This window comes from Cellulomonas hominis (assembly GCF_014201095.1).
In the GTDB taxonomy this organism is placed as follows: Bacteria; Actinomycetota; Actinomycetes; order Actinomycetales; family Cellulomonadaceae; genus Cellulomonas; species Cellulomonas hominis.
Map to the genome: position 1 here is coordinate 4006233 of NZ_JACHDN010000001.1, position 23059 is coordinate 4029291.

A 23059-nucleotide genomic window follows, 5' to 3' on the forward strand; every position below is an offset into this window, starting at 1 on the left:
GACGCCGCCTTGCCTGCTCCGCAGCCCCGGGGCGGGGTCGCACCGGTGGCCTTCGCCGGCGGTGCGGTGGTCTTGGCTGTGACCGTCTCGCTGCCGTTCGGCGGGCCCAGGTCCACGGCGCCAGCGGCACCGCTCCCGACCGGCACTAGGATCGGTCGTCATGCGCCTGCTCTTCGCCGGGACGCCCGCGGTGGCGCTGCCGTCGCTCGACGCCCTGCTCGCCTCCCGACACGAGGTCGTCGCCGTCCTCACCCGACCCGACGCCCGTGCCGGTCGCGGCCGGACGCTCACGCCCAGCCCGGTCAAGGAGCGTGCGCTCGAGGCGGGGATCGAGGTGCTCACGCCGACCACGCTGCGCGACCCGGAGGTCGAGGAGCGGCTCGCGGCGATCGCGCCGGATGCGGCGCCCGTCGTGGCGTACGGGAACCTCGTGCCGCCGGCGGTGCTGGACCTGCCGCGGCACGGGTGGGTCAACCTGCACTTCTCGGTGCTGCCGGCCTGGCGCGGCGCGGCGCCGGTGCAGCACGCGATCATCGCGGGCGACGAGGTCACCGGGGCGTCGACGTTCCGGCTCGAGGCGGGCCTGGACACCGGGCCGGTGTACGGCACGCTGACCGAGACGATCCGGCCGACGGACACCGCAGGCGACCTGCTCGGGCGGCTGGCGGACGCCGGGTCCGGGCTGCTGGTCCGCACCCTCGACGCGCTGGAGGAGGGCATCCTCACGCCGGTGCCGCAGCCGGGTGACGGCATCAGCGTCGCGCCGCGGCTGAGCACCGACGACGCGCGGGTGCGCTGGCAGCACCCGGCGATGGCCGTCGACCGCCGGATCCGCGGCTGCACCCCGGCGCCCGGGGCGTGGACCACGCTGCCTGACGGGTCGCGGCTCGGGCTCGGGCCGGTGCGCCCTGCGCCCGAGGTGACGGAGCTGGCGCCGGGCGAGGTGCGGATCGGCCGCGGCGAGGTGCTGGTCGGCACGGGGACGCACGCGGTCCGACTCGGCGAGGTGCGCCCGGCGGGCAAGAAGGCGATGGCGGCGGCGGACTGGGCGCGCGGTGCGCGGCTGCCCGAGCCCACCGTGCTCGGGTCGGAGGCGGGCGAGTGACCGCCGGCGACGGGTCACGCTCCGGCGCGGGCCGCGGTGCGGGTGGCGGTGCGGGGCGCGGCGGCGAGTCCGGCCGCGGTGGCGAGCGGGGGCGCGGCGGCGAGTCCGGCCGCGGTGGCGAGCGGGGGCGCGGCGGCGAGTCCGGCCGCGGTGGCGAGCGGGGGAGCGGCGGTCCGCGGCGGCAGTCCGGCGGCGCGCAGGGCGGCGGCACCGGGCGTCGCGGTCCCCGGGCCCGCACCGCGGCCGCGCCGGCCGAGCGGCGGCGCACCGGCGACCCGGCCCGGACGGCGGCGTTCGACGTGCTGCGCACCGTGGCCGAGTCGGACGCGTACGCGAACCTCGTCCTCCCGCCGCTGCTGCGCGAGCGCGGCATCCGGGGCCGGGACGCCGGGTTCGCCACGGAGCTCGCGTACGGGACGCTGCGGCTGCGCGGGCGGTACGACGCGGTGATCGAGCAGTGCGCGGGACGAGCGCTGGACCGGATCGACCCGCCGGTGCTGGACGCGCTCCGGCTGGGCGCGCACCAGCTGCTCGGGATGCGGGTGCCCCCGCACGCGGCGGTGTCGGAGACGGTGGCGCTGGTGCGGGAGCACGTCGGCGCGGGTCCGGCGCAGTTCACGAACGCGGTGCTCCGCGCGGTGTCGCGGGAGCCGCTGGATGCGTGGCTGGACCTCGTGGGCGACGCGGCCGACCCCACGGAGACGGACGAGGTCGCGCGGCTCTCGGTGATCGAGAGCCACCCGGCGTGGGTCACGCGGGCGCTGCGCGAGGCGCTGGTGGGCCACGGCCGGACGGCCGGCGAGCTCGGCGCGCTGCTGGCGGCCGACAACGACGCGCCGCGGGTGTCGCTGGTGGCGCGGCCGGGCCTGGCGGACCGGGACGACCTGCTCGCCCAGGCGGGGCCGGACGCCGCCCCGGGGCGCTGGGCGCCCACCGCCGTGACGCTGGCCGGGGGCGGCGACCCCGCAGGGCTGGCGGCGGTGCGGTCGGGACGCGCGGGAGTGCAGGACGAGGGCAGCCAGCTCGTCGCCCTCGCCCTGGCCGCGGCACCGCTGGACGGGCCGGACGAGCGGTGGCTGGACCTGTGCGCGGGGCCCGGCGGCAAGGCGGCGCTGCTGGCGGCGCTGGCCGCGGAGCGCGGGGCGCGGCTCGTGGCGAACGAGGTGCAGCCGCACCGGGCGCGGCTGGTGCGCGGCGCGGTCGCGGGGGCCCCGGAGGGCGCGGTCGAGGAGGTCCGGGTCGGGGACGGGCGCGAGGTCGGGGACGCCGAGCCGGGCGCGTACGACCGCGTGCTGCTCGACGCGCCGTGCACCGGGCTGGGCGCGCTGCGCCGGCGGCCCGAGTCGCGCTGGCGCCGCACGCCCGCCGACCTGGCGCAGCTCGGCGCGCTGCAGCGGGACCTGCTCGGCTCGGCGCTGCGGGCGGTGCGGCCGGGCGGCGTCGTCGCGTACGTCACGTGCTCGCCCGTGCTGGCGGAGACGCGGCTCGCCGTGCTGGACGCGACGCGCGCGGCCCGGAAGGCCGGTCTCGAGGTCGAGGTGCTCGACGCCCCTGCGGTGCTGCACGGGATCGCGCCGGGCCTGGACCTTCCGGAGCGCGAGGACGCCCAGCTGTGGCCGCACGCGCACGGGACCGACGCGATGCACCTCACGCTGCTGCGCCGCCTGGCCTGACCCTGCCCCGGCGGGCGCCCGCCGATACGCTGGGGCCGTGCCCGCTCTGATCAGCCCCAGCATCCTGTCCGCCGACTTCGCCAACCTCGAGCGCGACCTGGGCCGGATCGCCCGGGCCGACTACGCGCACGTCGACGTCATGGACAACCACTTCGTGCCGAACCTGACCCTCGGGCTGCCGGTGGTGAAGCGGATCGCCGAGGTGTCGCCGGTGCCGATCGACGTGCACCTGATGGTCGAGGACGCCGACCGCTGGGCCGTCGACTACGCCCGCGCGGGGGCCGCCTCGGTGACGTTCCACGCGGAGGCCGCGCAGGCGGCGGTCCGCCTCGCGCGGGAGCTGCGTTCGGCGGGCGCCCGGGCGGGCATCGCGCTGCGGCCGGCCACGCCGGCGGAGCCGCTGCTGGACCTGCTGACCGAGTTCGACATGGTGCTGGTCATGACGGTCGAGCCCGGCTTCGGCGGGCAGTCGTTCATCGAGGGCACGCTGCCGAAGGTGCGCCGGCTGCGGGCCGCGATCGACGAGCAGGGCGCCGACACCTGGATCCAGGTGGACGGCGGCGTCTCCCGGGACACGATCGCGACGGTGGCGGCGGCCGGTGCCGACGTGTTCGTCGCCGGGTCCGCGGTCTACGGGGCGGCGGACGTGGCGGGCGAGATCGACGCGCTGCGCGCGCTGGCGGACGAGGCGATCGCGCGCCGCTGACGGACTCCCGACCGGCTCCGGCCGGCTCCCACGGGCTCCCGACCGCGCCCGCGGGCCGGACGTCGCGCGGCCGGGAATGCCCGGTGTGGCATCATCGTTGCCCAGAACACACACACGTGCTCCGGGGTCGGTGAAAGTCCGAGCCGGCGGTGACAGTCCGCGACCCGCAAGCGCCTCGGCGCGAGCGGTTGACCTGGTGGAACTCCAGGACCGACGGTGAAAGTCCGGATGGGAGGAGTCGTGGCGGTGCGTGCGGCGTGAGCCGTGGGCACCGTGGTCGTCGTGCACCCGCGCGCCGGCCGCGCCCCGGAGCCCGAGCGGCGACGGAGGGAGCGGGGCGGTGGACGGCGAGGCGCTGGACGTGCGCGCGACGGTCGAGCGGGACGCGATGCGGCGTGCCCTGGACCTCGCGCGCCGCGGACCCGCGCACGGCCCGAACCCCCGCGTCGGCTGCGTGCTGCTCGCCCCGGACGGCGCCGTGCTCGGGGAGGGCTGGCACCGCGGCGCGGGCACCCCGCACGCCGAGGTCGCCGCGCTGTCCGACGCCCGGGGGCGTGGCGCGGACGTCCGGGGCGCGACCGCCGTCGTCACGCTGGAGCCCTGCGACCACACGGGGCGCACCGGGCCGTGCTCCGTCGCGCTGCTGGACGCCGGGGTCGCGCGCGTCGTGCACGCCGTCGCCGATCCGAACCCCCTCGCCGTCGGCGGCGCCGCCCGGCTGCGCGCCGCCGGTGTCGACGTCACGGCCGGCGTCGAGGAGGATGCCGCCCGCGCGCTGCTGCGGCCGTGGCTGCGCGCCGTCGGCCGGGGCCGGCCGTACGTCACGCTGAAGACCGCGAGCACCCTGGACGGCCGGGTGGCCGCCGCCGACGGGACGAGCCGGTGGATCACGTCCCCGCAGGCCCGCGCGCACGCGCACGCCCTGCGCGCGGAGGTCGACGCGCTCGTCGTCGGGACGGGAACCGCACTGGCCGACGACCCGGCCCTCACCGCGCGCACGCCGGACGGGTCGCTCGCGGTGCACCAGCCGCTGCGGGTCGTCGTCGGCACCCGGGACCTGCCCGCGGGCGGCCGCCTGGCCGGCCCGGGCGGCGAGGTGCTGCACCTGCGCACCCGCGACCCCCGCGCCGTCCTGGCCGCGCTGCACGAGCGGGAGGTCCGGCACGTGCTGGTGGAGGGCGGCCCGACGCTGGCCGCCGCGTTCCTGCGCGCCGGGGTGGTCGACGAGGTGCACGCCTACGTCGCGCCGGTGCTGCTCGGCGCCGGCCGCCCCGCCGTGGCGGACCTGGGCGTCGGGACGATCGCCGACGCCGTCCGGCTGCACCCCCGCGCGGTGCTGCCGCTGGGCCCCGACGTGCTCGTCGTGGCCGACACCGAGGAGGAGAGCTGATGTTCACCGGCATCGTGGAGGAGGTCGGCACCGTCGTGGCGCTCGACCTGACGCCCGGCACGGACGGGTCCCCGGGCGACGCCCGGTTGGTCGTCCGCGGTCCGCTGGTCGTCTCGGACGCGGGGCTCGGCGACTCGATCGCGGTCTCCGGCGTGTGCCTGACCGTGGCCGACCTGCCGGGTGACGGCACGTTCGCCGTCGACGTCATGCCGGAGTCGCTGCGCCGCACGGCCCTGGGCGACCTGGGCCCGGGCGCGCCGGTCAACCTCGAGCGCGCGGTGCGCGCGGACGCCCGGCTCGGCGGCCACGTCGTGCAGGGGCACGTGGACGGGGTCGGCACGGTGCGCCGGCGGACGCCCGGGCCGCGCTGGGACGAGGTGGAGGTCGCGCTGGACCCGGGGCTCGCCCGGTACGTGGCCGAGAAGGGCTCGGTCGCGGTCGCGGGGGTGTCGCTGACGGTGACCGCGGTCGGGGACGACTGGTTCGGCGTCTCGCTGATCCCCACGACGCTGGCGGCCACCACGCTGGGCGGCGCGGCGGTCGGCACCCGGGTGAACCTCGAGGTCGACGTCCTGGCGAAGTACGTGGAGCGGCTGCTCGCGACGGGAGGGGTCCGATGACCGACGACATCGTGCTGGGCACGGTCGAGCAGGCGCTGGCGGAGCTGCGCGCGGGGCGGCCCGTCCTCGTCGCCGACTCCCCGGACCGGGAGAACGAGGCGGACGTCATCCTCGCCGCGGACCGCGCGACCCCGGACTGGGTGGCGTGGACCATCCGGCACTCGTCCGGCTACCTGTGCGCGCCGATGACGGGCGCGCGCGCCGACGCCCTGGACCTGCCGCTGATGGTGCCGCACAGCCAGGACCCGCGGCGCACCGCCTACACGGTGACGGTGGACGCGGCGCACGGGGTCGGCACCGGCATCTCCGCGGCTGACCGCACCCGGACGCTGCACGTCCTCGCCGACCCCGCGTCGGGCGTCGAGGACCTCATCCGCCCCGGCCACGTGCTGCCGCTGCGCGCGGTCCCCGGCGGGGTGCTGCACCGCGCCGGGCACACCGAGGCGGCGGTGGACCTGTGCCGGCTCGCCGGGCTCGAGCCGGTCGCGGCGATCGCCGAGCTGGTGAACGACGACGGCACGATGATGCGGCTGCCGCAGACCGCGGCGCTGGCCCGCGAGCACGGGCTCGTGGTGCTGACGATCTCCGACCTCATCGCGTGGCGGACCGCGCAGGGCGACCTGCCGGCCGAGCCGGCCCCGGATGCGACGCCCCCGGCGGACACGGTCCGCCGCGTGCACCGCGCCCACAGCGCGCACCTGCCGACGAAGCACGGCGACTTCACCGTGCACGCCTACCGGGACCAGCGCACCGGCGCCGACCACCTCGCGCTCGTCGCCGCGGGAGGGCTCGCGGAGCAGCCGGTCGTGCGGGTGCACTCCGAGTGCCTGACCGGCGACGCGTTCGGCTCGGCGCGGTGCGACTGCGGCGCGCAGCTCGACACCGCCCTGCAGCTCGCGGCCGCGCACGGCGGCGCGGTGGTCTACCTGCGCGGGCACGAGGGCCGGGGGATCGGCCTGCTGGCGAAGATCGGCGCGTACGCGCTGCAGGACCAGGGCCGGGACACGGTCGAGGCGAACATCGACCTCGGCTGGCCCGCGGACCGGCGCGAGTACGGGGCCGCCGCGGCGATCCTCGAGGACCTCGGCGCCCGGCGGATCACCCTGCTGACGAACAACCCGGCCAAGGTGGCGGGGCTGTCCGCGCACGGCATCGAGGTCGCCGAGGTGCGCGGCATCGAGGTCGGGCGCACCCCGCACAACGAGGCCTACCTGCGGACGAAGGCCCGGGCCATGGGGCACCTGCTCCCCGGCCTCATGAACAAGGAGGACGCACGATGAGCGGCAGCGGCGCACCCGCGATCAGCACGGACGGGAGCGGCCTGCGCGTCGCCGTCGTCGCGGCGAGCTGGCACACCACGGTCATGGACGGGCTGCTGGCCGGGGCCCGCCGGGCGCTGGCCGACGTGCACGTGACGGAGGTCCGCGAGGTGCGGGTGCCCGGCACGTTCGAGCTGCCGGTCGCGGCGGCCCGGCTCGCCCGCAGCGGCGCGGTGGACGCGGTGGTGGCGCTCGGCGTCGTCATCCGCGGCGGCACCCCGCACTTCGACTACGTGTGCCAGGCCGCGACCGTCGGGCTGACCGACGTGGCCGTGAGCACCGGTGTCCCGGTCGGCTTCGGCGTCCTCACGTGCGACGACGAGGCCCAGGCCCTCGACCGAGCCGGCCTGCCGGGCTCGCACGAGGACAAGGGGGCGGAGGCCGCCGAGGCCGCCGTGGCCACCGTCGTGGCGCTGCGCGACCTGTGAACGTCCTGTCCTGGCTGTTCGACGCGCAGCTCGTCGTCGCCGGCCACGCGGTGCTGTGGCGGGAGGTCGTCGGCAACCTGTTCGGACTCGCGTCCGCGCTGGGCGGGCTGCGGCGGCGCGTGTGGGCGTGGCCGGTCGGCATCGTCGGCAACGTCCTGCTGTTCACGGTGTTCCTCGGCGGCGTCTTCCACACCCCGCAGGACCGCGACCTGTACGGGCAGGCCGGCCGGCAGGTGTTCTTCGTGGCGGTCGCGGTGTACGGCTGGGTCCGCTGGTCCCAGGCCCGCCGCGCCGCCCGCGACGCGGGCACCCCGGACGCGCCGGCGGTCGTGCCGCGCTGGGCGGGGTGGTCCGGCTGGGTGCAGATCCTGTTGATCGGCGTCGTCGGGACGGTCGTGTGCGCGAGGGTCTTCGAGGCGCTGGGCTCGTGGGGGCCGTGGGCGGACGCGTGGATCTTCGTCGGCTCGCTGCTGGCCACGTACGGCATGGCGCGCGGCTGGATCGAGTTCTGGCTGATCTGGATCGCCGTGGACGCCGTCGGCGTGCCGCTGCTGCTGAGCGCCGGGTATTACCCGTCGGCCGTGCTGTACCTCGTGTACGCCGGCGTCGTGGTGTCCGGGTTCGTCGTCTGGTGGCGCGCCCGGGACCGCGCCGAGCCGCAGCAGGTGACCGCGGCGGCCGGGGTGTCCGGGTGAGCGTCCGCGGTGCGGGCGCCCCGGCGGCCGGGGACCGGCGACCGTCTACCCTGACGGGCGTGAAGACGTTCGACACGCTGTTCGCGGAGCTCACCGACAAGGCGACCACCCGGCCCGAGGGCTCGGGGACGGTGCGGGAGCTGGACGCGGGGGTCCACGCGATCGGCAAGAAGATCGTCGAGGAGGCGGCCGAGGTCTGGATGGCCGCGGAGCACGAGGGGGACGTCCGCACCGCGGAGGAGATCTCCCAGCTGCTCTACCACCTGCAGGTGCTCATGGTCGCGAAGGGTCTGACCCTCGACGACGTGTACGCCCACCTCTGACCCGCCCCGCACCCCCCGAAGGAACCCCCGTGCTGAGGATCGCCGTCCCCAACAAGGGCTCGCTCGCCGAGCCCGCCGCCGAGATGCTGCGCGAGGCGGGCTACCGCCAGCGCCGCGACTCCCGCGAGCTCGTCCTGCCCGACGCCGACAACGACGTCGAGTTCTTCTTCCTGCGGCCCCGCGACATCGCGGTGTACGTGGGCACCGGCACCGTCGACGTCGGCATCACCGGCCGCGACCTGCTGCTCGACTCCGGCTCGCCCGCGACCGAGCACCTGCGGCTCGGCTTCGCCCGGTCGACCTTCCGGTTCGCGACCCAGGCCGGCGCGATGAACGACGTCCGCGAGGTCGCCGGCCGCCGCGTCGCCACCTCGTACCCGGTGCTGGTCGCGGAGTACCTGCGCGGCCAGGGCGTCGAGCCGTCGGAGGTCGTCCGCCTGGACGGCGCCGTCGAGACCGCGATCCGCCTGGGCGTCGCGGACGTGATCGCCGACGTCGTCGAGACCGGCACCACGCTGCGCGCCGCGGGGCTGGACGTGTTCGGCGAGCCGATCCTGCAGTCCGAGGCCGTGCTGGTGCGCCGGGCGGACGGTGCCGAGCCCGCCGGGCTGGACGTGCTGACCCGCCGCCTGCAGGGCGTGCTGACCGCCCGCGAGTACGTCCTCATGGACTACGACGTGCCGCTGTCCCTGGTGGACCGGGCCGTGGCGGTCACGCCGGGCCTGGAGTCCCCGACGGTCTCGCCGCTGCACAACACCGACTGGGCCGCGGTCCGCGTCATGGTGCGCCGCGCCGAGACGAACCGGGTGATGGACGCGCTGTACGAGGTCGGCGCGCGCGCGATCCTCGTCACGTCGATCCACGCCTGCCGGCTCTGAGGCGGCGAGCGTGGCCGGCGGGGTGACCGGCGGGGTGCCCGGCGACGAGCGGCGGCCCGCGCTGGACGCCGTGTTCCGGCCGCGGTTCGCGCGCTGGGTCACGGGCGTGCTCGGCGTGGTCGTCGCGCTCGCCACGGTGCTGCTGCTCGTGCTGCTGCCGGGCACCGGCCTGGCCGGGTACAGCGCGAGCGACCTCACCGGCATCGGGCTGGTGGGGCTCGCGATCGTCTGGTTCTGCTGGCGGCAGGCCACCGTGCGCGCCACCCCGACGCCCGAGGGGCTGCGGGTGCGCAACCTCGCGACCACCCGGACGGTGCCGTGGGCGCAGATCGTGTGGGTGCGGTTCGGGGAGGGCCGGCCGTGGGTGCAGCTCGACCTGGACGACGGCGACACGCTCGCCGTCATGGGCATCCAGCGGGCCGACGGCGAGCTGGCGCGCCGGGAGGCCCGGCGGCTGGCGACCCTCGTGGCGGCGCGGACCCGGACGACCCGGGACGACTGAGCGGCGCCCGGCTCAGCCCGCCGCGCCGCGCGCCAGCCGGGCCGCGTGCACGCCGGCGGCCGCGGCCGCGAGGAACGCCGCGGGGTCCTGCGCCAGGCCTCGGCCCATCGTGGACAGCCGGACCGGCGAGCCGCCGAGCGCGGTGAGCAGGTCCGCGCCCGCCGCGACGTCCACGAGGCGGTGCCGCGTGGCCAGGGCCCGCGCCTGCTGGCCGACCCGCCGCCCGACCGCCGCGAGGTGCGCCTCGGGGTGCTCCACCGGGTCGGGCACCGCGAGGCCCGCCGCCTCGCCCGGGTCGCCCTCCGGGGCGGGGGCCGGGTCGAACACCGGGACCACCACGTCCGCCGGGGCGAGCGCGACCCGCCCGTAGGCGGTCAGCGAGTGGTGCGACACCCCGAGGTGCCGCTCGCGCGCGTCCGCGCCGGACACCCGCAGCGACGCCACGGGCCGCCCGCCGAGCACCGCGGCGGCGTTCACGGCCTCGCCCGCGGCCACGCCGGAGAACCCCCAGCGGGTCCCGGTGCCGAGGTTGCCCGGCCCCTGCGCGACCACGACCACGTCCGCGCCGACGACGTGCCGCGCGGCGAGCAGCGCGGTGTGCACGGTGACGGCCTCGAGATCGCCGCCGAACGCCTGGCCCGCGGTGAGGCAGGCGGCGATCCAGCCCGCGTCGCGCAGGCCCGCGACCGCGCGGGAGAACCACGCGGGGAGCGCGCCGCCGTCCGTCATGACGTAGGCGACGCGCAGCGGGTCCGATCCCGCCGCCAGGCGCGCGTCGGCGTACCGCAGCCCCGCGACGACGGCCGGCAGCGCGGAGTGCAGGTCCGCGACGACGACCGGCGTCCCGCCCAGGTCGTCGGCGTCGCGCAGCACCTCGTGGTGCGGGGACTCCTGGTCGTCGACGCCCAGCACCATGGCCTGCAACGGGGTGTACCGGGCCTTGACCAGGTGGCCGGGGCCGGGCTCGGGGTCGGCGGGCAGGCGTCCGGGCGTGCCGGGGGCGACGACCAGGGCGTAGCCGCCGGTGCCGAGCCCGCGGGCCAGGGCGGAGACGTTGAGCAGGACGGGGTCGCCGGCCTCGGGGGTGCCGACGAGGGCGGGGTAGGCGAGCGCCTTCACCCTGACCGGGTCGGGGCCGGAGACGCCGTCCGCGACGACGACGGTCAGCTCCACCGCCCCGGGCCACGACCGGCCGACCGACTCCACCACACCCGCGCGCCACGTGATCACCGGACCACGCTACCGGCCACTACGGTGGTCCCCGATGCCCGAACAGATCCAGCCCGCCGAGCGGCTGCTCAACCTCGTCATCGCCCTGGTGCACACGCCGGGTCGGATGACGAAGGAGCAGATCCGCCGCTCCGTCGCGGGCTACGGGGAGGCGGCGTCCGACGACGCCTTCGAGCGGATGTTCGAGCGCGACAAGGACACGCTGCGGGAGCTGGGCATCCCGGTGACCACGGTGACGTCCGCGGGGCACGGCGACGACATCGGCTACCGCGTCGACCAGGACGCGTACGCTCTGCCGCCGCTCGAGCTGACCCCCGCCGAGCTCGGCGCGCTGTCCTTGGCGGCGGAGTTCTGGCAGGACCGCTCGGTGCGCGCGGACACCTCGCGCGCGCTGACGAAGCTGCGCGCGGTGGGCGCGGGCGCGGGGGCGACGGACCTGGCCGCCGGGCTGGCGCCACGGGTGCGGGCCGGCGGCGACGCGTTCCGGCCGCTGCTCGACGCCGTGCAGGCGCGGCAGCGGGTGCGGTTCACCTACCGGGCCGCGAACACCGGCGAGGTGCGCGAGCGCCTGGTCGAGCCGTGGCGGCTCGTCGCGCGGCGCGGCGGCTGGTTCCTGGTCGGGCGGGACGTGGACCGGGCGGCGCCGCGGTCGTTCCGGCTGAGCCGGATCGAGGGCCGGGTCAGGGCGGTCGGGGACGAGCGGGCGTTCGACGCGCCGACGCCGGAGGAGACGGCCGGTGCCCTGCGCTCGTGGGACGCCCGGACCGAGCGCACCGCCCTGCTCGCGCTGCGCCCCGAGCGGGCCGAGGCGATCCGCGCGCGCGGCGAGGCCACGACGCTGCCCGACGACGCCGACCCCGCCCTGCGCGCGGTCGTGGCGGACCGGGACCTGGTGCGCGTGCCGTTCCGGGCCGCGTGGGAGCTGGCCGAGGAGGTCGCCGGCTACGGGGAGGCGGTCCTCGTGGCCGACCCGCCGGAGCTCCGGGCGGCCGTGCTGCGCCTGCTGCGGGCCGCGGAGCGGCTCGGCGGGCCCGAGGGAGGTGCCGCGCGTGGCTGAGCGGGCGAGCGAGCGGCTGCTGCGGCTGCTCGGGATGATCGGCTACCTCGACCGGAACGACGGCGTGTCCGTGGACCAGCTGGCCGAGCACTTCGGGGTGTCGTCGTCGCAGGTGATGGCGGACGTCGACACGCTCTGGATGAGCGGCACCCCCGGGTACTACCCGCACGACCTCATCGACTTCGACGCGGACTCCTACGACCGCGGCGAGATCCGGCTCACCGAAGCGCGGGGGATGACCCGCCCGCTGCGGCTGGGCACCCGCGAGGCGGTGACGCTGCTGGCGGCGCTGAGCACGATGGTCGCGGACCTCGGCCCGACGCTGGACGCGGAGCACCTGGCGGTGCTGCGCTCGACGCTCGGCAAGCTCACCGCGGCGACCGGCGAGGCGGCGAACGCCGTGGACGTCCGGCTCGCGGTGGACGGGCGGCCCGACGTCGTCGCGGCGATCCGCACGGCGCTGGCGTCCGGCCGCCGGCTCCGCATCCGCTACGTGAACGCGTCCGACGTCACCAGCGACCGGGACGTCGACCCGCTGCGCCTGATGACCAGCGACGAGCGGTCCTACCTGCAGGCCTGGTGCCTGCGCGCGGGGGACGAGCGGCTGTTCCGGCTGGACCGCGTGCTGGCCGCCGAGGTGCTCGACGTGCCGGCCGAGCCCCACCCGGGCGCGGGCCGCGGGGCGACCGCCGAGTTCCGGCCCGACCCGGCGGGGGACGTCGTCACGCTGCACCTGCGCAGCACCGGCCGCTGGGTCGCCGAGACGGTGCCCGTGGAGGAGGTGCGCAACCTGCCGGACGGCACGTTCGAGGTGGACGTCCGGATCGCGCAGCCCGCGTTCCTGCGCAACCTGCTGCTGCAGGCCGCCGAGGACCTGCTCGGTGTGCAGCCGCCGGAGGTCGGCCGGGACGTCGCGGCCCGGGCCCGCGACGCGCTGGCGGCGTACGGCCCCCTGGCCGGGCCGGCCGGCGCGGACGGGATAGGTTGACCCGCATGGTCTGGGTCGTCGTGTGGGTGGTGCTGGTCCTCGGCACGCTCGTCGGCGCGTTCTTCCTGGGCCGCGACCTGTGGCGGCGCGCCCGGGCGCTGGTCCGCGAGCTGGAGCGTGCGTCGCAGGTGCTCGGCGAGCTGGCGGAGCACGCCTCGACGCTGGCGGAGCAGGCGCAGGAGGCCGAGCGCGCGGCGCGGACGGCCCGGGAGGCGGTGCTGCTGCCGGAGCCGGAGCAGGCGCGCGCCCGCTGGGCCGAGGTGCGCGCGCAGGCCCGCGTGCGGCGGGAGCGTCGGCGCGCCCGGGACCGCGCGGTCCGGGAGACGTGGAAGGCCTACACCCGCTGATCACCACCTGAGTGGGACGTGGTGCGCGTCACGTCCCCCCACCGCGGCGGTAGACTCTCGTGACCGCCCCGACGCACCTGGGAGTTCCTCATGGGAAGGCTCTTCGAGCACCCGGCCGCCATCTTGTTCCTCATCCTCATCGTCCTGCTGCTGTTCGGGGCGAAGCGGCTCCCGGACGTCGCCAAGGGCGTGGGTCAGTCCCTGAAGATCTTCAAGCGCGAGGTCCGCGACCTCACCGAGGACGACGACAAGCCGGCGCCGCCCGCCGTGCCGACCGTCCCGCCGACGGCCGCGGCGCCGCCCGCGCCGGCCGCCCCCGCGACGCCCCCGGCTCCGGTGGCGCCCGCCCCCACGGAGCAGGGCTCCACCGACCCGAGGCCCTGACCGCACCGTGGCACTGCGTCGCCCCTCGGCCAACCCCGAGGGCAGGATGCCGCTGCGCGAGCACCTGGTGGAGCTGCGCAAGCGGCTGGTGCTCGCCGCGCTCGGCGTGCTCGTCGGCGCGGTGCTCGGCTGGATGGTCTACGACCCGGCCTTCCAGGCGCTCCAGGACCCGCTGCTCGACGCGGCCGCCGAGCGGAACGTCGTCGCCTCGGTGAACTTCGGGGGCCTGGCCTCCGCGATGGACATGAAGTTCAAGGTCGCCCTGTTCATCGGGGCGCTCGTGTCGAGCCCGTGGTGGCTCTACCAGCTCTGGGCCTTCGTCACCCCGGGCCTGACGCGCAAGGAGCGCCGGTCGGCGATCGGGTTCGTCGGGGTGGCCGTGCCGATGTTCCTCGCGGGCGCGGCGTTCGCCTGGTACGTGCTGCCGCGCGCCGTGACGGTGCTGACGGAGTTCGTGCCGGAGGAGGCGACGAACCTCATCGACGCCTCGACGTACCTGAGCTTCGTCATGCGGTTCGTGCTGGCGTTCGGCGTCGCGTTCCTGGTGCCGGTGCTGATGTTCTGCCTCAACCTGGTCGGCCTGGTGCGGGGTGCGACCTGGCTGAAGGGCTGGCGCTGGGCGGTGCTCATCTCCTGCGTGTTCTCCGCGGTGATGACGCCGACGCCGGACGTGCTGACGATGATGGTGCTCGCGCTGCCGACGATCGGGCTGTACATGGCCGCGGTCGGGTTGTCGCTGCTGCACGACCGGCGGGTGGACAAGCGTCTCGGGACGGCGGACGCCGACGGGACCCTGACCCGGTGAGCCACCTCGGGGTGGTCATCAACCCCGTGGCGGGCGTCGGGCGCGGGTCCGGCGTGGGCGCCGCGGCGCTGGACGCCCTGCGCCGGCGCGGGCACCACGTGGAGGACCTGACGGCGCGGGACCTGCTGACCGCGACCGCGCACGCCCGGCGCGCCGCCGTGGCCGGGCTGGACGCGCTGGTCGTGGTGGGCGGCGACGGGCTGGTGCACCTGGGCGCGAACGTCGTGGCCGACACCGACCTGCCGCTCGGCATCGTCGCGGGCGGGACCGGCAACGACGTGGCCCGCGCCCTGGACCTGCCGCGCGGGGACGTCGCGGCGTCGGTCGCGGCCATCGAGCGGGCCCTGCTCACCGGCCCGCGCGCCATCGACGCGGTGAGCGTGGGCTCGCCCCGGCACAGCGCCCGCGAGTGGTTCCTCGGCGCGCTCTCCTGCGGCATCGACGCCGCGGTGAACGCCCGCGCCAACGCGATGACCTGGCCGAAGGGCTCGGCCCGGTACGTCCGGGCGCTGGTCCCGGAGCTGCGGGCCTTCCGGCCGTACGGGTACCGGCTGACCACGGACGAGGGCGTGTGGGAGTCCGCGGGGACCGTCGTGGTCGCCGCGAACGGGCCCTGGATCGGCGGCGGCATCCGGGTCGCGCCGGACGCGCGGCTGGACGACGGGCTGCTGGACGTCGTCGTCGCGGGGCCCTTCACGAGGGCCGGGGTGGTGCGGATCTTCCCCGGCATGTACGTGGGCCGGCACGTGCGGCACCCGCAGGTCCAGGTGATCCGCAGCCGGAAGGTCCTCGTCGAGCCCGCCGGGCACCTGGGCCGGACCCCGCCCGAGGCGCACGCCGACGGCGAGCGGATCGGCCCCCTGCCGCTGGTCGCCGAGGTCCACCCCGGCGCTGTCCGGGTGCTCGCCCCGCACCCGACCTAGGGTGTGCACGTGGCACGACGCGACACGACCCGCGACCCCGAGGAGCTGTCCCCGGCCGAGCGCTACGCCGCGGCCCGGCGGCGGGCCCAGGCGGAGCGCACCGAGCTCGCCCGGTTCCGGGCGCTGCTGGACTTCCCCCTCGACGACTTCCAGGCGGAGGCCTGCGAGGCGGTGGAGCACGGCAGCGGCGTGCTGGTCGCCGCCCCGACCGGTGCCGGCAAGACCGTGGTCGGCGAGTTCGCCGTGCACCTGGCCCTCGCCACCAGCCGCAAGGCGTTCTACACGACGCCGATCAAGGCGCTGTCGAACCAGAAGTACAACGACCTGGTCCGCCGCTACGGCGCCGGCCAGGTCGGACTGCTGACCGGCGACACCACCCAGAACGGCGAGGCGCCCGTGGTCGTGATGACCACCGAGGTGCTGCGCAACATGCTCTACGCCGGGTCCAGCACGCTCGACGGCCTCGGGTACGTGGTCATGGACGAGGTGCACTACCTCGCCGACCGGTTCCGCGGCCCGGTGTGGGAGGAGGTGATCATCCACCTGCCCGACGACGTGCAGCTGGTGTCGCTGTCCGCCACCGTGTCGAACGCCGAGGAGTTCGGCGACTGGCTGCGCACCGTGCGCGGGGACACCGCGGTCGTGGTCAGCGAGCACCGGCCCGTCCCGCTCGGCCAGCACGTGCTGGTGCGCGACGACCTGCTGGACCTCTACGCGGGGCACGTGGACCCCACGGCGCCGGGCGCGAACCCGCCGATCAACCCCGAGCTCGCGCACCTGCTGCGCCGCGCCGAGCGGTCCGGCGACGGCCCGCACCGGGGGCGCCGGGGCGCGGGGGACCGCGGGTTCCGGGGCCCGGGCGGCCGGCGCCGCGACGGCGGTCCCGGCGGGGGACCGGGCGGGCCGGGCGGGCCGGGCGGCGGTGGGCCGCGGCCCGTGCCGCGGCCGGTCATGGTCGACGTGCTCGACGAGGCGGGGCTGCTGCCCGCGATCGTGTTCATCTTCTCCCGGGCGGGGTGCGACGCCGCGGTCGCCCAGTGCCTCGCGGGCGGGCTGCGGCTGACGTCGCCGGCCGAGCAGGAGGAGATCCGGCTGATCGCCGAGTCCCGGTGCGCGTCCATCCCGCAGGAGGACCTGGACGTCGTCGGGTACTGGGGCTTCGTGGACGCCCTCGTCCGCGGCGTCGCGGCGCACCACGCCGGGATGCTGCCGGCGTTCAAGGAGACGGTCGAGGAGGCGTTCGTCCGCGGCCTGGTCAAGGTCGTCTTCGCGACCGAGACGCTGGCCCTGGGCATCAACATGCCCGCGCGGTCCGTGGTGCTGGAGAAGCTGGTCAAGTGGGACGGCTCGCACCACGTCGACATCACGCCGGGGGAGTACACGCAGCTCACCGGGCGGGCCGGGCGGCGCGGCATCGACACCGAGGGGCACGCGGTCGTCGTCGGGCGGGGCGACCTGGACCCGATGGCGCTGGCCGGCCTGGCGTCGAAGCGGCTGTACCCCCTGCGGTCGGCGTTCCGGCCGACGTACAACATGGCGGTCAACCTGGTGGCGCAGGTCGGGAGGGTCCGGGCGCGCGAGGTGCTGGAGACGTCGTTCGCGCAGTTCCAGGCGGACCGCGGCGTCGTCGGGCTGGCCCGGCAGGCGCAGAGCCACGCGGAGGCCCTGGAGGGCTACGCGGAGGCGATGTCCTGCCATCTCGGGGACTTCCGGGAGTACTGGTCGCTGCGCCGGGAGATCGGGGACCGGGAGAAGGGCGTGCACCGGGCGAACGCGGCGGCGCGGCGGGAGCAGGCGGCGCGCAGCCTCAGCGGGCTGGGGGTCGGGGACGTGGTGTCGGTGCCGAGCGGGCGGCGCGCGACGCACGCCGTCGTCGTCGAGCCGGGGTCCGCGGGCGGGTTCGAGGGCGCGCGCCCGCTGGTGCTCACCACGGAGCGCGAGGTGCGCCGGCTGTCGGTGCAGGAGGTCGGCGACGGCGTGCGGACCGTCGGGCGGCTGCGGGTGCCGAAGGGCTTCTCGGCGCGCGCCGCCTCGCACCGGCGGGACCTCGCGGCGGCGCTGCGGGCCGAGATCGCGGCCGGGAAGGTCAGCGGCGCGGCCCCGTCCCGCCGGCGGGGCAAGGCCGTCGCGCAGGACGAGGACGAGGCGATCGCCGCGCTGCGCCGCCGGCTGCGCGCGCACCCCTGCCACGCCTGCCCGGACCGCGAGGAGCACGCCCGGTGGGCGGAGCGCTGGCAGCGGCTTGAGGGGGAGCACCGCGCGCTGGTCCGCCGCATCGAGGGCCGCACCGGCTCGATCGCCACGGTGTTCGACCGGATCTGCGACGTGCTGGACCAGCTCGGGTACCTCGCGCGGCGCGACGGGGACACCCGCGTGACCGAGGACGGCCAGTGGCTGCGCCGGCTGTACGCCGAGAACGACCTGCTGCTGGCCGAGTGCCTGCGCCGCGGGGCGTGGGAGGACCTGGACGTGCCGGGGCTGGCGGCGGCGGTGTCGGCGGTCGTGTACTCCGCGCGCCGGGACGACCGGGACCGCAACCCGTCGGTGCCGGGCGGGCCGGCGGGCCGCCTCGGTGTCGCGCTGGACGCCACCACCCGGATCTGGTCGGAGCTCGACGACCTCGAGACCGCGCACCGGCTGGAGACCGTGCAGCCGCTCGACCTCGGGCTCGTGACCCCGGTGCACCGCTGGGCGGCCGGGCGCGGGCTCGACGCGGTGCTGCGGGACGCGGACATCGCCGCCGGCGACTTCGTCCGGTGGTGCAAGCAGGTGATCGACGTGCTGGACCAGGTGGCGAAGGCCGCCCCGGACGCGCGGCTGCGCGAGACGGCGCACAAGGCCGTGGGGGCGGTGCGCCGCGGGGTCGTCGCGTACGCGGGGACATGACGGACCCGATCGGCGGTTGCGCGCACGGGAGGCTACTGTCCGTCCGTGACCTCGACGCTCTACCGGGGCGGCACGGTGCTGACGCCCGACGTGCCCGCCGCCACCGCCCTGCTCGTGGCCGACGGCAGGTTCGCGTGGGTCGGGGCCGCGGCGGACGCGCCGGAGGCGGATGAGGTCGTCGAGCTCGGCGGCGCGCTGGTCACGCCCGGATTCGTCGACGCGCACGCGCACGTGCTGGACACGGGCCTGCGGCTGGACGCGCTGGACCTGTCCGGGGCGCGCCGGGTGGACGACGTGCTGGCGGCCGTCCGGGACGCCGTGGACGGGCCGCTCGGGCGGCGGCTCGCGTCCGACGGGGCGCCGCTGACCGGGTACGGCTGGGACGAGCACGCCTGGGACGAGGGCCGGGCGCCGACACGCGCGGAGGTCGACGCCGCCGCCGGGGGCGCGCCGGTGTACCTCGGACGGGTGGACCTGCACTCCGGGGTGGTCTCGACGTCGTTCGCCCAGGTGCTCGGCCTGCCCGCGCTGCCCGGCTGGCACGAGGACGGGCAGGTCACCGGCGAGGCCCACGCGGCGGCGCGGACCGCGGTGCGCGAGGCCGCCGGCGCGCGGCGGGCCGAGCTCGACGAGCGGGCGCTGGCCGCCGCGGCGCGGGCCGGGATCGTGGCCCTGCACGAGCAGAGCGTCCCGCACGCCGACACGCGCGTGGGGCTGGCGGACCTGCTGGCGCGCACGGCCGACCCCGCCTCGGGCCTGCCGCTCGTCGTCGGGTACCGCGCGGAGCGCTGCGAGACCACCGACGACGCCCGCGAGCTGCTGGCGGCCGTGCCGGGCCTGACCGGGATCGGCGGCGACCTGGCCGTCGACGGGTCGCTGGGCAGCCGCACCGCGGCGCTGCGGGCCCCGTACGCCGACGCGCCCGGGGACGCCGGGCAGCTGGACCTCACCGCCGAGCAGGTGAGCAACCACGTCGCCGCGGTCACCCGCGCGGGGGTCCAGGCGGCGTTCCACGTCATCGGCGACCGCGCGATGGACGAGGTGCTGCTCGGGTTCCGGGCGGCGGCCGAGGTCGAGGGCGTCGAGGGGGTGCGCCGCGCGGGGCACCGGCTCGAGCACGCCTCGATGCTGGACGCGCCCGCCCTGGCCACTCTGGTGCTGCTCGGGCTCACCGTCTCCGCGCAGCCGGCGTTCGACGCGGCCTGGGGCGGCGACGGCGGCCTGTACGCCGCGCGGCTGGGCGCGGGCCGGGCCGCGTCGCTGCACCCGCTGGCCGACCTGCGCGCCGCGGGCGTGCCGCTGGCGTTCGGCTCGGACAGCCCGGTGACCCCGTTCGACCCCTGGGGCGCGGTGCGCGCCGCGGCGCGGCACCGGACCGCCGACCAGCGGCTGCCGGTCGCCGCGGCCCTCGCGGCGCACGCGCGCGGCGGGTGGCTCGCGGCCGGTTCGACCGAGCCGGACGCGGGGCTGCTGCGCGTCGGGGCGCCGGCCGACCTGGCGGTCTGGGGGAGCGCGGGGCTGCCGGCGCTGGACCCCGGCGACCCGGCGCCGGACTGCCTCCGGACCGTCCGCGCCGGGGTGGTCCTGCACGACGCCCTCGGGTGATCCGGCGGACGGGTGAACCCGCGCCCGGGCGCACCCGGACCCGTCACCCGGGGCCGTTCCCGACACGCCGGACGACACGCCGAACCGGTCTGGCGATCCGGACAAACCGGGGCGCGCTCGGCGCCCGCCCTGACCTCGGCGGATGCCGGTGACCTGCCCCGGGGGGCCCTTGACACCCCCGGTCGTTTCGGTAGGTTCTCGGCAGTGGTCCGGACGACGGCGCCCGGAGCGGCAGCCGCTGAGGGGGCGGACATCGGCGGACCACGTCGGGCTCCGACCAGGCCCGCGTGTTCACTAGAGAACGGGCACCGCTCCGCGGTGTCGTGCGGTACGAAGGACACGCGGGCCGGTCGGTCGGCCCGGGCCCGGGGGCGGCCCCGACGGACAGCCGGGTGCCGTACCCTGGCGCGGTGCCCCGACGTGACCCCTCCCGCTGGTGGAGCGCGGTCCTGGCGCTCCTCGGCGGGCTCCTCACGTGGTCCGCGTTCCCCGACCTCGGCTGGTGGTACGCCGCCGCCCCGGGGATGGCCCTGCTGTTCCTCGCGATGCGGCGCGACAGCGCCCGGTGGAACGCCCTCGTCGGCCTGATCTGGGGCGTCGCCTTCTTCCTGCCGCTGCTCACCTGGGCCGACGACGCGGTCGGTGCGGTGCCGTGGGTGGCGCTGTCCGTGGCGGAGGCCGGCTTCGTCGCGCTGTTCGCCGCCGCGTGGTCCTGGGCCCGCCGCGGCGAGGCGGTGTGGCGGCGCGGGTCGCTGCAGATCGTGGTGTTCGCGGTGCTCTGGGTCGCGGTCGAGGAGCTGCGCTCGATCTGGCCGTTCGGCGGGTTCCCCTGGGGGCGGCTCGCGTTCTCCCAGGCCGACTCGCCCGTGCTCGCGCTCGCCCGGCTCGGGGGCGCGCCGCTGGTGTCGTTCGTCGTCGCCGCCGCCGGCGCCGCGCTCGCCCTCGCCTGGACCGCCGCCCGTCGGTTCGCCCTGCTGCCCACGCTGGGGCGGCTGGCCCTGGCCGTCGCGCTCGTGGTGGTCGGTCTGCTCGTCCCGATGGACACGCGCGCAGAGGAAGGCACGCTCACCGCCGGCGCCGTGCAGGGCAACGTGTCCGAGCCGGGGCTGCACGCGTTCGACCGGCGGCGGGAGGTGCTGGACAACCACGTGGCCGGGACGTACGCGCTGCTCGACCAGGTGGCTCCGGGCGACCTCGACGTCGTGCTGTGGCCGGAGAACGGCACCGACATCGACCCGCAGGTGGACGCCGGGGCGGCCGCGGCGATCGACGGGGCCGCGCAGGCGGTCGGCGCGCCGGTCCTCGTCGGGACGATCGAGTACCCGGAGTCCGGCGGGCGGTACAACACGTCGATCCTCTGGGCGCCGGGCGAGGGCCCGGTGGCGCGGTACTCCAAGCAGCGTCCCGCGCCGTTCGCCGAGTACATCCCGCTGCGCGACCTGGTCCGGCCGTTCTCGTCGGCCGTCGACCTCGTGCAGCACGACATGATCGCCGGCACCGAGCCCGGCGTGATCCCGCTGGAGTCCGCGCGGCTCGGGCGCACCGTGCGGATCGGCGACGTCATCTGCTTCGAGGTCGCCTACGACCCGATCGTCCGGGAGAGCGTGCGCGAGGGCGCCGAGGTGCTGGTGGTGCAGACGAACAACGCGTCGTTCGGCTACTCGGCCGAGTCGACGCAGCAGCTCGCGATGTCCCGGCTGCGCGCCGTGGAGACCGGGCGCGCGACGGTCCAGGTCTCGACGGTCGGCGTGAGCGCCGTCATCAGCCCGAACGGCACGGTCGCGCAGAGCACCGGGCTGTTCACGGCCGAGCAGCTCGTGGCCCGGCTGCCCCTGCGCCGGTCGACGACCCCGGCGGTGGCGATGGGCGCCTGGCCGAGCGGGATCGTGGGCGCGCTGGCGCTGGTGATGACCGGCGCCGGGATGGCCGGGGCGCGGCGGGTGCGCCGCGACGACCGCCCGGAGGCCGCTGCGTGACCGGGGCGACGCTGGTCGTGGTCCCGACCTACGACGAGCGGGACAGCCTGCCGCGCGCGCTGCAGGCCCTGGCCCGCTGGGTGCCCGACGCCGACGTGCTGGTCGTGGACGACGCCTCGCCCGACGGCACCGGCGAGCTCGCCGAGCGGCTGGCCGAGAAGGACGCCGCGGACCGGGGGCGCCGGGCGGTCCACGTGCTGCACCGCACCGGCAAGCAGGGACTCGGCACCGCCTACGTGGCGGGGTTCCGCTGGGCGCTGGAGCGCGGGTACGGCACGGTCGTCGAGATGGACGCCGACGGGTCGCACCGGGCGGAGGACCTCCCGCGGCTGCTCGAGCGGGTGCCGGACGCCGAGCTCGTCATCGGCTCGCGCTGGGTGCGCGGCGGGCGGGTCGTGAACTGGCCGCTGCACCGCCAGCTGCTGTCCCGGGGCGCGAACGCCTACGCGTGGCTCGCGATGGGGCTGCCGGTGCGGGACTCCACGGCGGGCTTCCGGGCGTACCGGGCGGCGACGCTGGGCGGCCTGGCGCTGGACGAGGTCGCCTCCCACGGGTACTGCTTCCAGATCGACATGGCCTGGCGGGTGCTGCGCGCCGGCGGCCGGGTGGTCGAGGTGCCGATCACGTTCGTGGAGCGCGCCGAGGGCCGGTCGAAGATGAGCCGGTCCATCGTCGTCGAGGCGCTGGTGCGCGTGACCGTGTGGGGCGCGCAGGAGCGGGCGCGGCAGGTGCGCGACCTCCTGCGCCGCGGGCGGCGCCGCGGCTAGGCGGACGCTCCCGGGAACGACGACGTGCCCCGCACCCGGTGGGGTGCGGGGCACGTGCGTGCGGGGGGCTCAGGCGCTGCGGCGCAGCTTGCCGGCGCGGAGCAGGTCGAGGCGCTCGTCCAGCAGCTCCTCGAGCTCCTTGATGGTGCGGCGCTCGAGCAGCATGTCCCAGTGCGTGCGGGGCGGCTTCGTGGCCTTCGGCTCCGGCTTGGACGCGTCGCGCAGGAGCGCCTCCGCGCCGCACCGGCACTCCCACACCACCGGGACGTCGGCCTCGACCGAGAACGGCAGGATGATCGTGTGCCCGTTCGGGCAGTCGTAGTAGGCCTGGAGACGCGGGGCGAAGTCGACGCCCTCGTCCGTCTCCATGCTGTGGGACCCGATGCGCATACCGCGCAGGGACCGGTTCGACATCAGGACCTCCGTGCCTTGACGTGCAGACGTATTGCTTA

General features: G+C 77.0%; 23 protein-coding genes and 1 riboswitch. Of the genes, 21 read left to right on the plus strand and 2 right to left on the minus strand.

Going from position 1 to position 23059, the window contains the following annotated elements:
• Positions 1 to 160 precede the first annotated feature (160 nt).
• The 11 genes from fmt (at position 161) to HNR08_RS18935 (ending at position 9639) form a co-directional block, all read left to right on the plus strand.
• Positions 161 to 1105 carry a methionyl-tRNA formyltransferase gene (gene fmt, locus HNR08_RS18885; protein WP_183835208.1) on the plus strand — a complete coding sequence of 315 codons (945 nt, stop codon included), beginning with the start codon at positions 161 to 163 and terminating at the stop codon, positions 1103 to 1105.
• The gene (locus tag HNR08_RS18890) at positions 1102 to 2778 is read left to right on the plus strand and encodes an RsmB/NOP family class I SAM-dependent RNA methyltransferase (protein ID WP_146840904.1); all 1677 of its coding nucleotides are present in this window, start codon (positions 1102 to 1104) and stop codon (positions 2776 to 2778) included. The genes fmt and HNR08_RS18890 overlap by 4 nt, the downstream gene beginning before the upstream one ends.
• 37 nt (positions 2779 to 2815) lie before the next feature.
• Positions 2816 to 3484, plus strand: a complete 669-nt coding sequence (rpe, locus tag HNR08_RS18895; RefSeq protein WP_146840905.1) for a ribulose-phosphate 3-epimerase — start codon at positions 2816 to 2818, stop codon at positions 3482 to 3484.
• A 112-nt stretch (positions 3485 to 3596) separates the two neighbouring features.
• Positions 3597 to 3728, plus strand: a riboswitch (FMN riboswitch).
• Positions 3729 to 3872: 144 nt separating this feature from the next.
• The gene (ribD, locus tag HNR08_RS18900; RefSeq protein WP_183835399.1) at positions 3873 to 4874 is read left to right on the plus strand and encodes a bifunctional diaminohydroxyphosphoribosylaminopyrimidine deaminase/5-amino-6-(5-phosphoribosylamino)uracil reductase RibD; all 1002 of its coding nucleotides are present in this window, start codon (positions 3873 to 3875) and stop codon (positions 4872 to 4874) included.
• Positions 4874 to 5494 (plus strand): riboflavin synthase, encoded by a 621-nt coding sequence (locus HNR08_RS18905; RefSeq protein ID WP_146838358.1) that lies wholly within the window; start codon positions 4874 to 4876, stop codon positions 5492 to 5494. The genes ribD and HNR08_RS18905 overlap by 1 nt, the downstream gene beginning before the upstream one ends.
• Entirely contained in the window at positions 5491 to 6774 is a 1284-nt protein-coding gene (gene ribB, locus HNR08_RS18910) for a 3,4-dihydroxy-2-butanone-4-phosphate synthase (protein WP_146838360.1), read from the plus strand. The genes HNR08_RS18905 and ribB overlap by 4 nt, the downstream gene beginning before the upstream one ends.
• A complete protein-coding gene (gene ribH / locus HNR08_RS18915) occupies positions 6771 to 7241 on the plus strand; it encodes a 6,7-dimethyl-8-ribityllumazine synthase (RefSeq protein ID WP_146838362.1) in 471 nt (156 codons plus the stop codon). Before ribB ends, ribH begins: the two co-directional genes overlap by 4 nt.
• Positions 7238 to 7936 (plus strand): nicotinamide riboside transporter PnuC, encoded by a 699-nt coding sequence (gene pnuC / locus HNR08_RS18920; protein WP_146838364.1) that lies wholly within the window; start codon positions 7238 to 7240, stop codon positions 7934 to 7936. Before ribH ends, pnuC begins: the two co-directional genes overlap by 4 nt.
• Positions 7937 to 7995: 59 nt before the next feature.
• Positions 7996 to 8259 carry a phosphoribosyl-ATP diphosphatase gene (locus HNR08_RS18925; RefSeq protein ID WP_146838366.1) on the plus strand — a complete coding sequence of 88 codons (264 nt, stop codon included), beginning with the start codon at positions 7996 to 7998 and terminating at the stop codon, positions 8257 to 8259.
• 29 nt (positions 8260 to 8288) lie between these two features.
• Positions 8289 to 9137, plus strand: coding sequence for an ATP phosphoribosyltransferase (gene hisG / locus HNR08_RS18930; protein ID WP_146838368.1), 849 nt, complete (start codon positions 8289 to 8291; stop codon positions 9135 to 9137).
• A 10-nt stretch (positions 9138 to 9147) separates the two neighbouring features.
• Complete coding sequence (locus HNR08_RS18935) at positions 9148 to 9639, plus strand: PH domain-containing protein (RefSeq protein WP_246803086.1); 492 nt, start codon at positions 9148 to 9150, stop codon at positions 9637 to 9639.
• 12 nt (positions 9640 to 9651) lie between these two features.
• Here HNR08_RS18935 and HNR08_RS18940 read toward each other — a convergent pair whose 3' ends face one another.
• Positions 9652 to 10869 (minus strand): DUF3866 family protein, encoded by a 1218-nt coding sequence (locus HNR08_RS18940; protein WP_146838370.1) that lies wholly within the window; start codon positions 10867 to 10869, stop codon positions 9652 to 9654.
• A 34-nt stretch (positions 10870 to 10903) separates the two neighbouring features.
• On the opposite strand from HNR08_RS18940, the gene HNR08_RS18945 reads away from it, so the two are divergent.
• The 10 genes from HNR08_RS18945 (at position 10904) to HNR08_RS18990 (ending at position 22607) form a co-directional block, all read left to right on the plus strand.
• The gene (locus HNR08_RS18945) at positions 10904 to 11926 is read left to right on the plus strand and encodes a helix-turn-helix transcriptional regulator (protein ID WP_146838372.1); all 1023 of its coding nucleotides are present in this window, start codon (positions 10904 to 10906) and stop codon (positions 11924 to 11926) included.
• The gene (locus HNR08_RS18950; protein ID WP_146838374.1) at positions 11919 to 12914 is read left to right on the plus strand and encodes a helix-turn-helix transcriptional regulator; all 996 of its coding nucleotides are present in this window, start codon (positions 11919 to 11921) and stop codon (positions 12912 to 12914) included. Before HNR08_RS18945 ends, HNR08_RS18950 begins: the two co-directional genes overlap by 8 nt.
• Positions 12915 to 12919: 5 nt before the next feature.
• Positions 12920 to 13261 carry a hypothetical protein gene (locus tag HNR08_RS18955; protein ID WP_146838376.1) on the plus strand — a complete coding sequence of 114 codons (342 nt, stop codon included), beginning with the start codon at positions 12920 to 12922 and terminating at the stop codon, positions 13259 to 13261.
• A 90-nt stretch (positions 13262 to 13351) separates the two neighbouring features.
• Complete coding sequence (locus HNR08_RS18960) at positions 13352 to 13645, plus strand: twin-arginine translocase TatA/TatE family subunit (protein ID WP_146838378.1); 294 nt, start codon at positions 13352 to 13354, stop codon at positions 13643 to 13645.
• 7 nt (positions 13646 to 13652) lie between these two features.
• Entirely contained in the window at positions 13653 to 14450 is a 798-nt protein-coding gene (gene tatC / locus HNR08_RS18965; protein ID WP_307724260.1) for a twin-arginine translocase subunit TatC, read from the plus strand.
• Positions 14447 to 15373, plus strand: coding sequence for a diacylglycerol/lipid kinase family protein (locus HNR08_RS18970; protein ID WP_146838380.1), 927 nt, complete (start codon positions 14447 to 14449; stop codon positions 15371 to 15373). The genes tatC and HNR08_RS18970 overlap by 4 nt, the downstream gene beginning before the upstream one ends.
• A gap of 9 nt (positions 15374 to 15382) precedes the next feature.
• The gene (locus HNR08_RS18975; protein ID WP_146838382.1) at positions 15383 to 18259 is read left to right on the plus strand and encodes a DEAD/DEAH box helicase; all 2877 of its coding nucleotides are present in this window, start codon (positions 15383 to 15385) and stop codon (positions 18257 to 18259) included.
• Between the two features lie 45 nt (positions 18260 to 18304).
• Entirely contained in the window at positions 18305 to 19864 is a 1560-nt protein-coding gene (locus HNR08_RS18980) for an amidohydrolase (RefSeq protein ID WP_146838384.1), read from the plus strand.
• 410 nt (positions 19865 to 20274) lie between these two features.
• A complete protein-coding gene (gene lnt / locus HNR08_RS18985) occupies positions 20275 to 21840 on the plus strand; it encodes an apolipoprotein N-acyltransferase (protein ID WP_146838386.1) in 1566 nt (521 codons plus the stop codon).
• Positions 21837 to 22607: a polyprenol monophosphomannose synthase gene (locus HNR08_RS18990; RefSeq protein WP_146838388.1), complete on the plus strand. Its 771-nt coding sequence runs from the start codon at positions 21837 to 21839 to the stop codon at positions 22605 to 22607. The genes lnt and HNR08_RS18990 overlap by 4 nt, the downstream gene beginning before the upstream one ends.
• A gap of 69 nt (positions 22608 to 22676) precedes the next feature.
• Here the strand turns inward: HNR08_RS18990 and HNR08_RS18995 are convergent, their stop codons facing one another.
• Complete coding sequence (locus HNR08_RS18995; RefSeq protein ID WP_146838390.1) at positions 22677 to 23021, minus strand: RNA polymerase-binding protein RbpA; 345 nt, start codon at positions 23019 to 23021, stop codon at positions 22677 to 22679.
• Positions 23022 to 23059: the final 38 nt, after the last annotated feature.

What these genes read in the sequence shown, in the direction of transcription:
- HNR08_RS18995 (WP_146838390.1), bottom strand. Translation starts at nt 23,021, where the DNA reads ATGTCGAACCGGTCCCTGCGCGGTATGCGCATCGGGTCCCACAGCATG.
- HNR08_RS18905 (WP_146838358.1), top strand. Translation starts at nt 4,874, where the DNA reads ATGTTCACCGGCATCGTGGAGGAGGTCGGCACCGTCGTGGCGCTCGAC.
- fmt (WP_183835208.1), top strand. Translation starts at nt 161, where the DNA reads ATGCGCCTGCTCTTCGCCGGGACGCCCGCGGTGGCGCTGCCGTCGCTC.
- ribD (WP_183835399.1), top strand. Translation starts at nt 3,873, where the DNA reads ATGCGGCGTGCCCTGGACCTCGCGCGCCGCGGACCCGCGCACGGCCCG.
- ribB (WP_146838360.1), top strand. Translation starts at nt 5,491, where the DNA reads ATGACCGACGACATCGTGCTGGGCACGGTCGAGCAGGCGCTGGCGGAG.
- HNR08_RS18960 (WP_146838378.1), top strand. Translation starts at nt 13,352, where the DNA reads ATGGGAAGGCTCTTCGAGCACCCGGCCGCCATCTTGTTCCTCATCCTC.
- HNR08_RS18945 (WP_146838372.1), top strand. Translation starts at nt 10,904, where the DNA reads ATGCCCGAACAGATCCAGCCCGCCGAGCGGCTGCTCAACCTCGTCATC.
- HNR08_RS18955 (WP_146838376.1), top strand. Translation starts at nt 12,920, where the DNA reads ATGGTCTGGGTCGTCGTGTGGGTGGTGCTGGTCCTCGGCACGCTCGTC.
- ribH (WP_146838362.1), top strand. Translation starts at nt 6,771, where the DNA reads ATGAGCGGCAGCGGCGCACCCGCGATCAGCACGGACGGGAGCGGCCTG.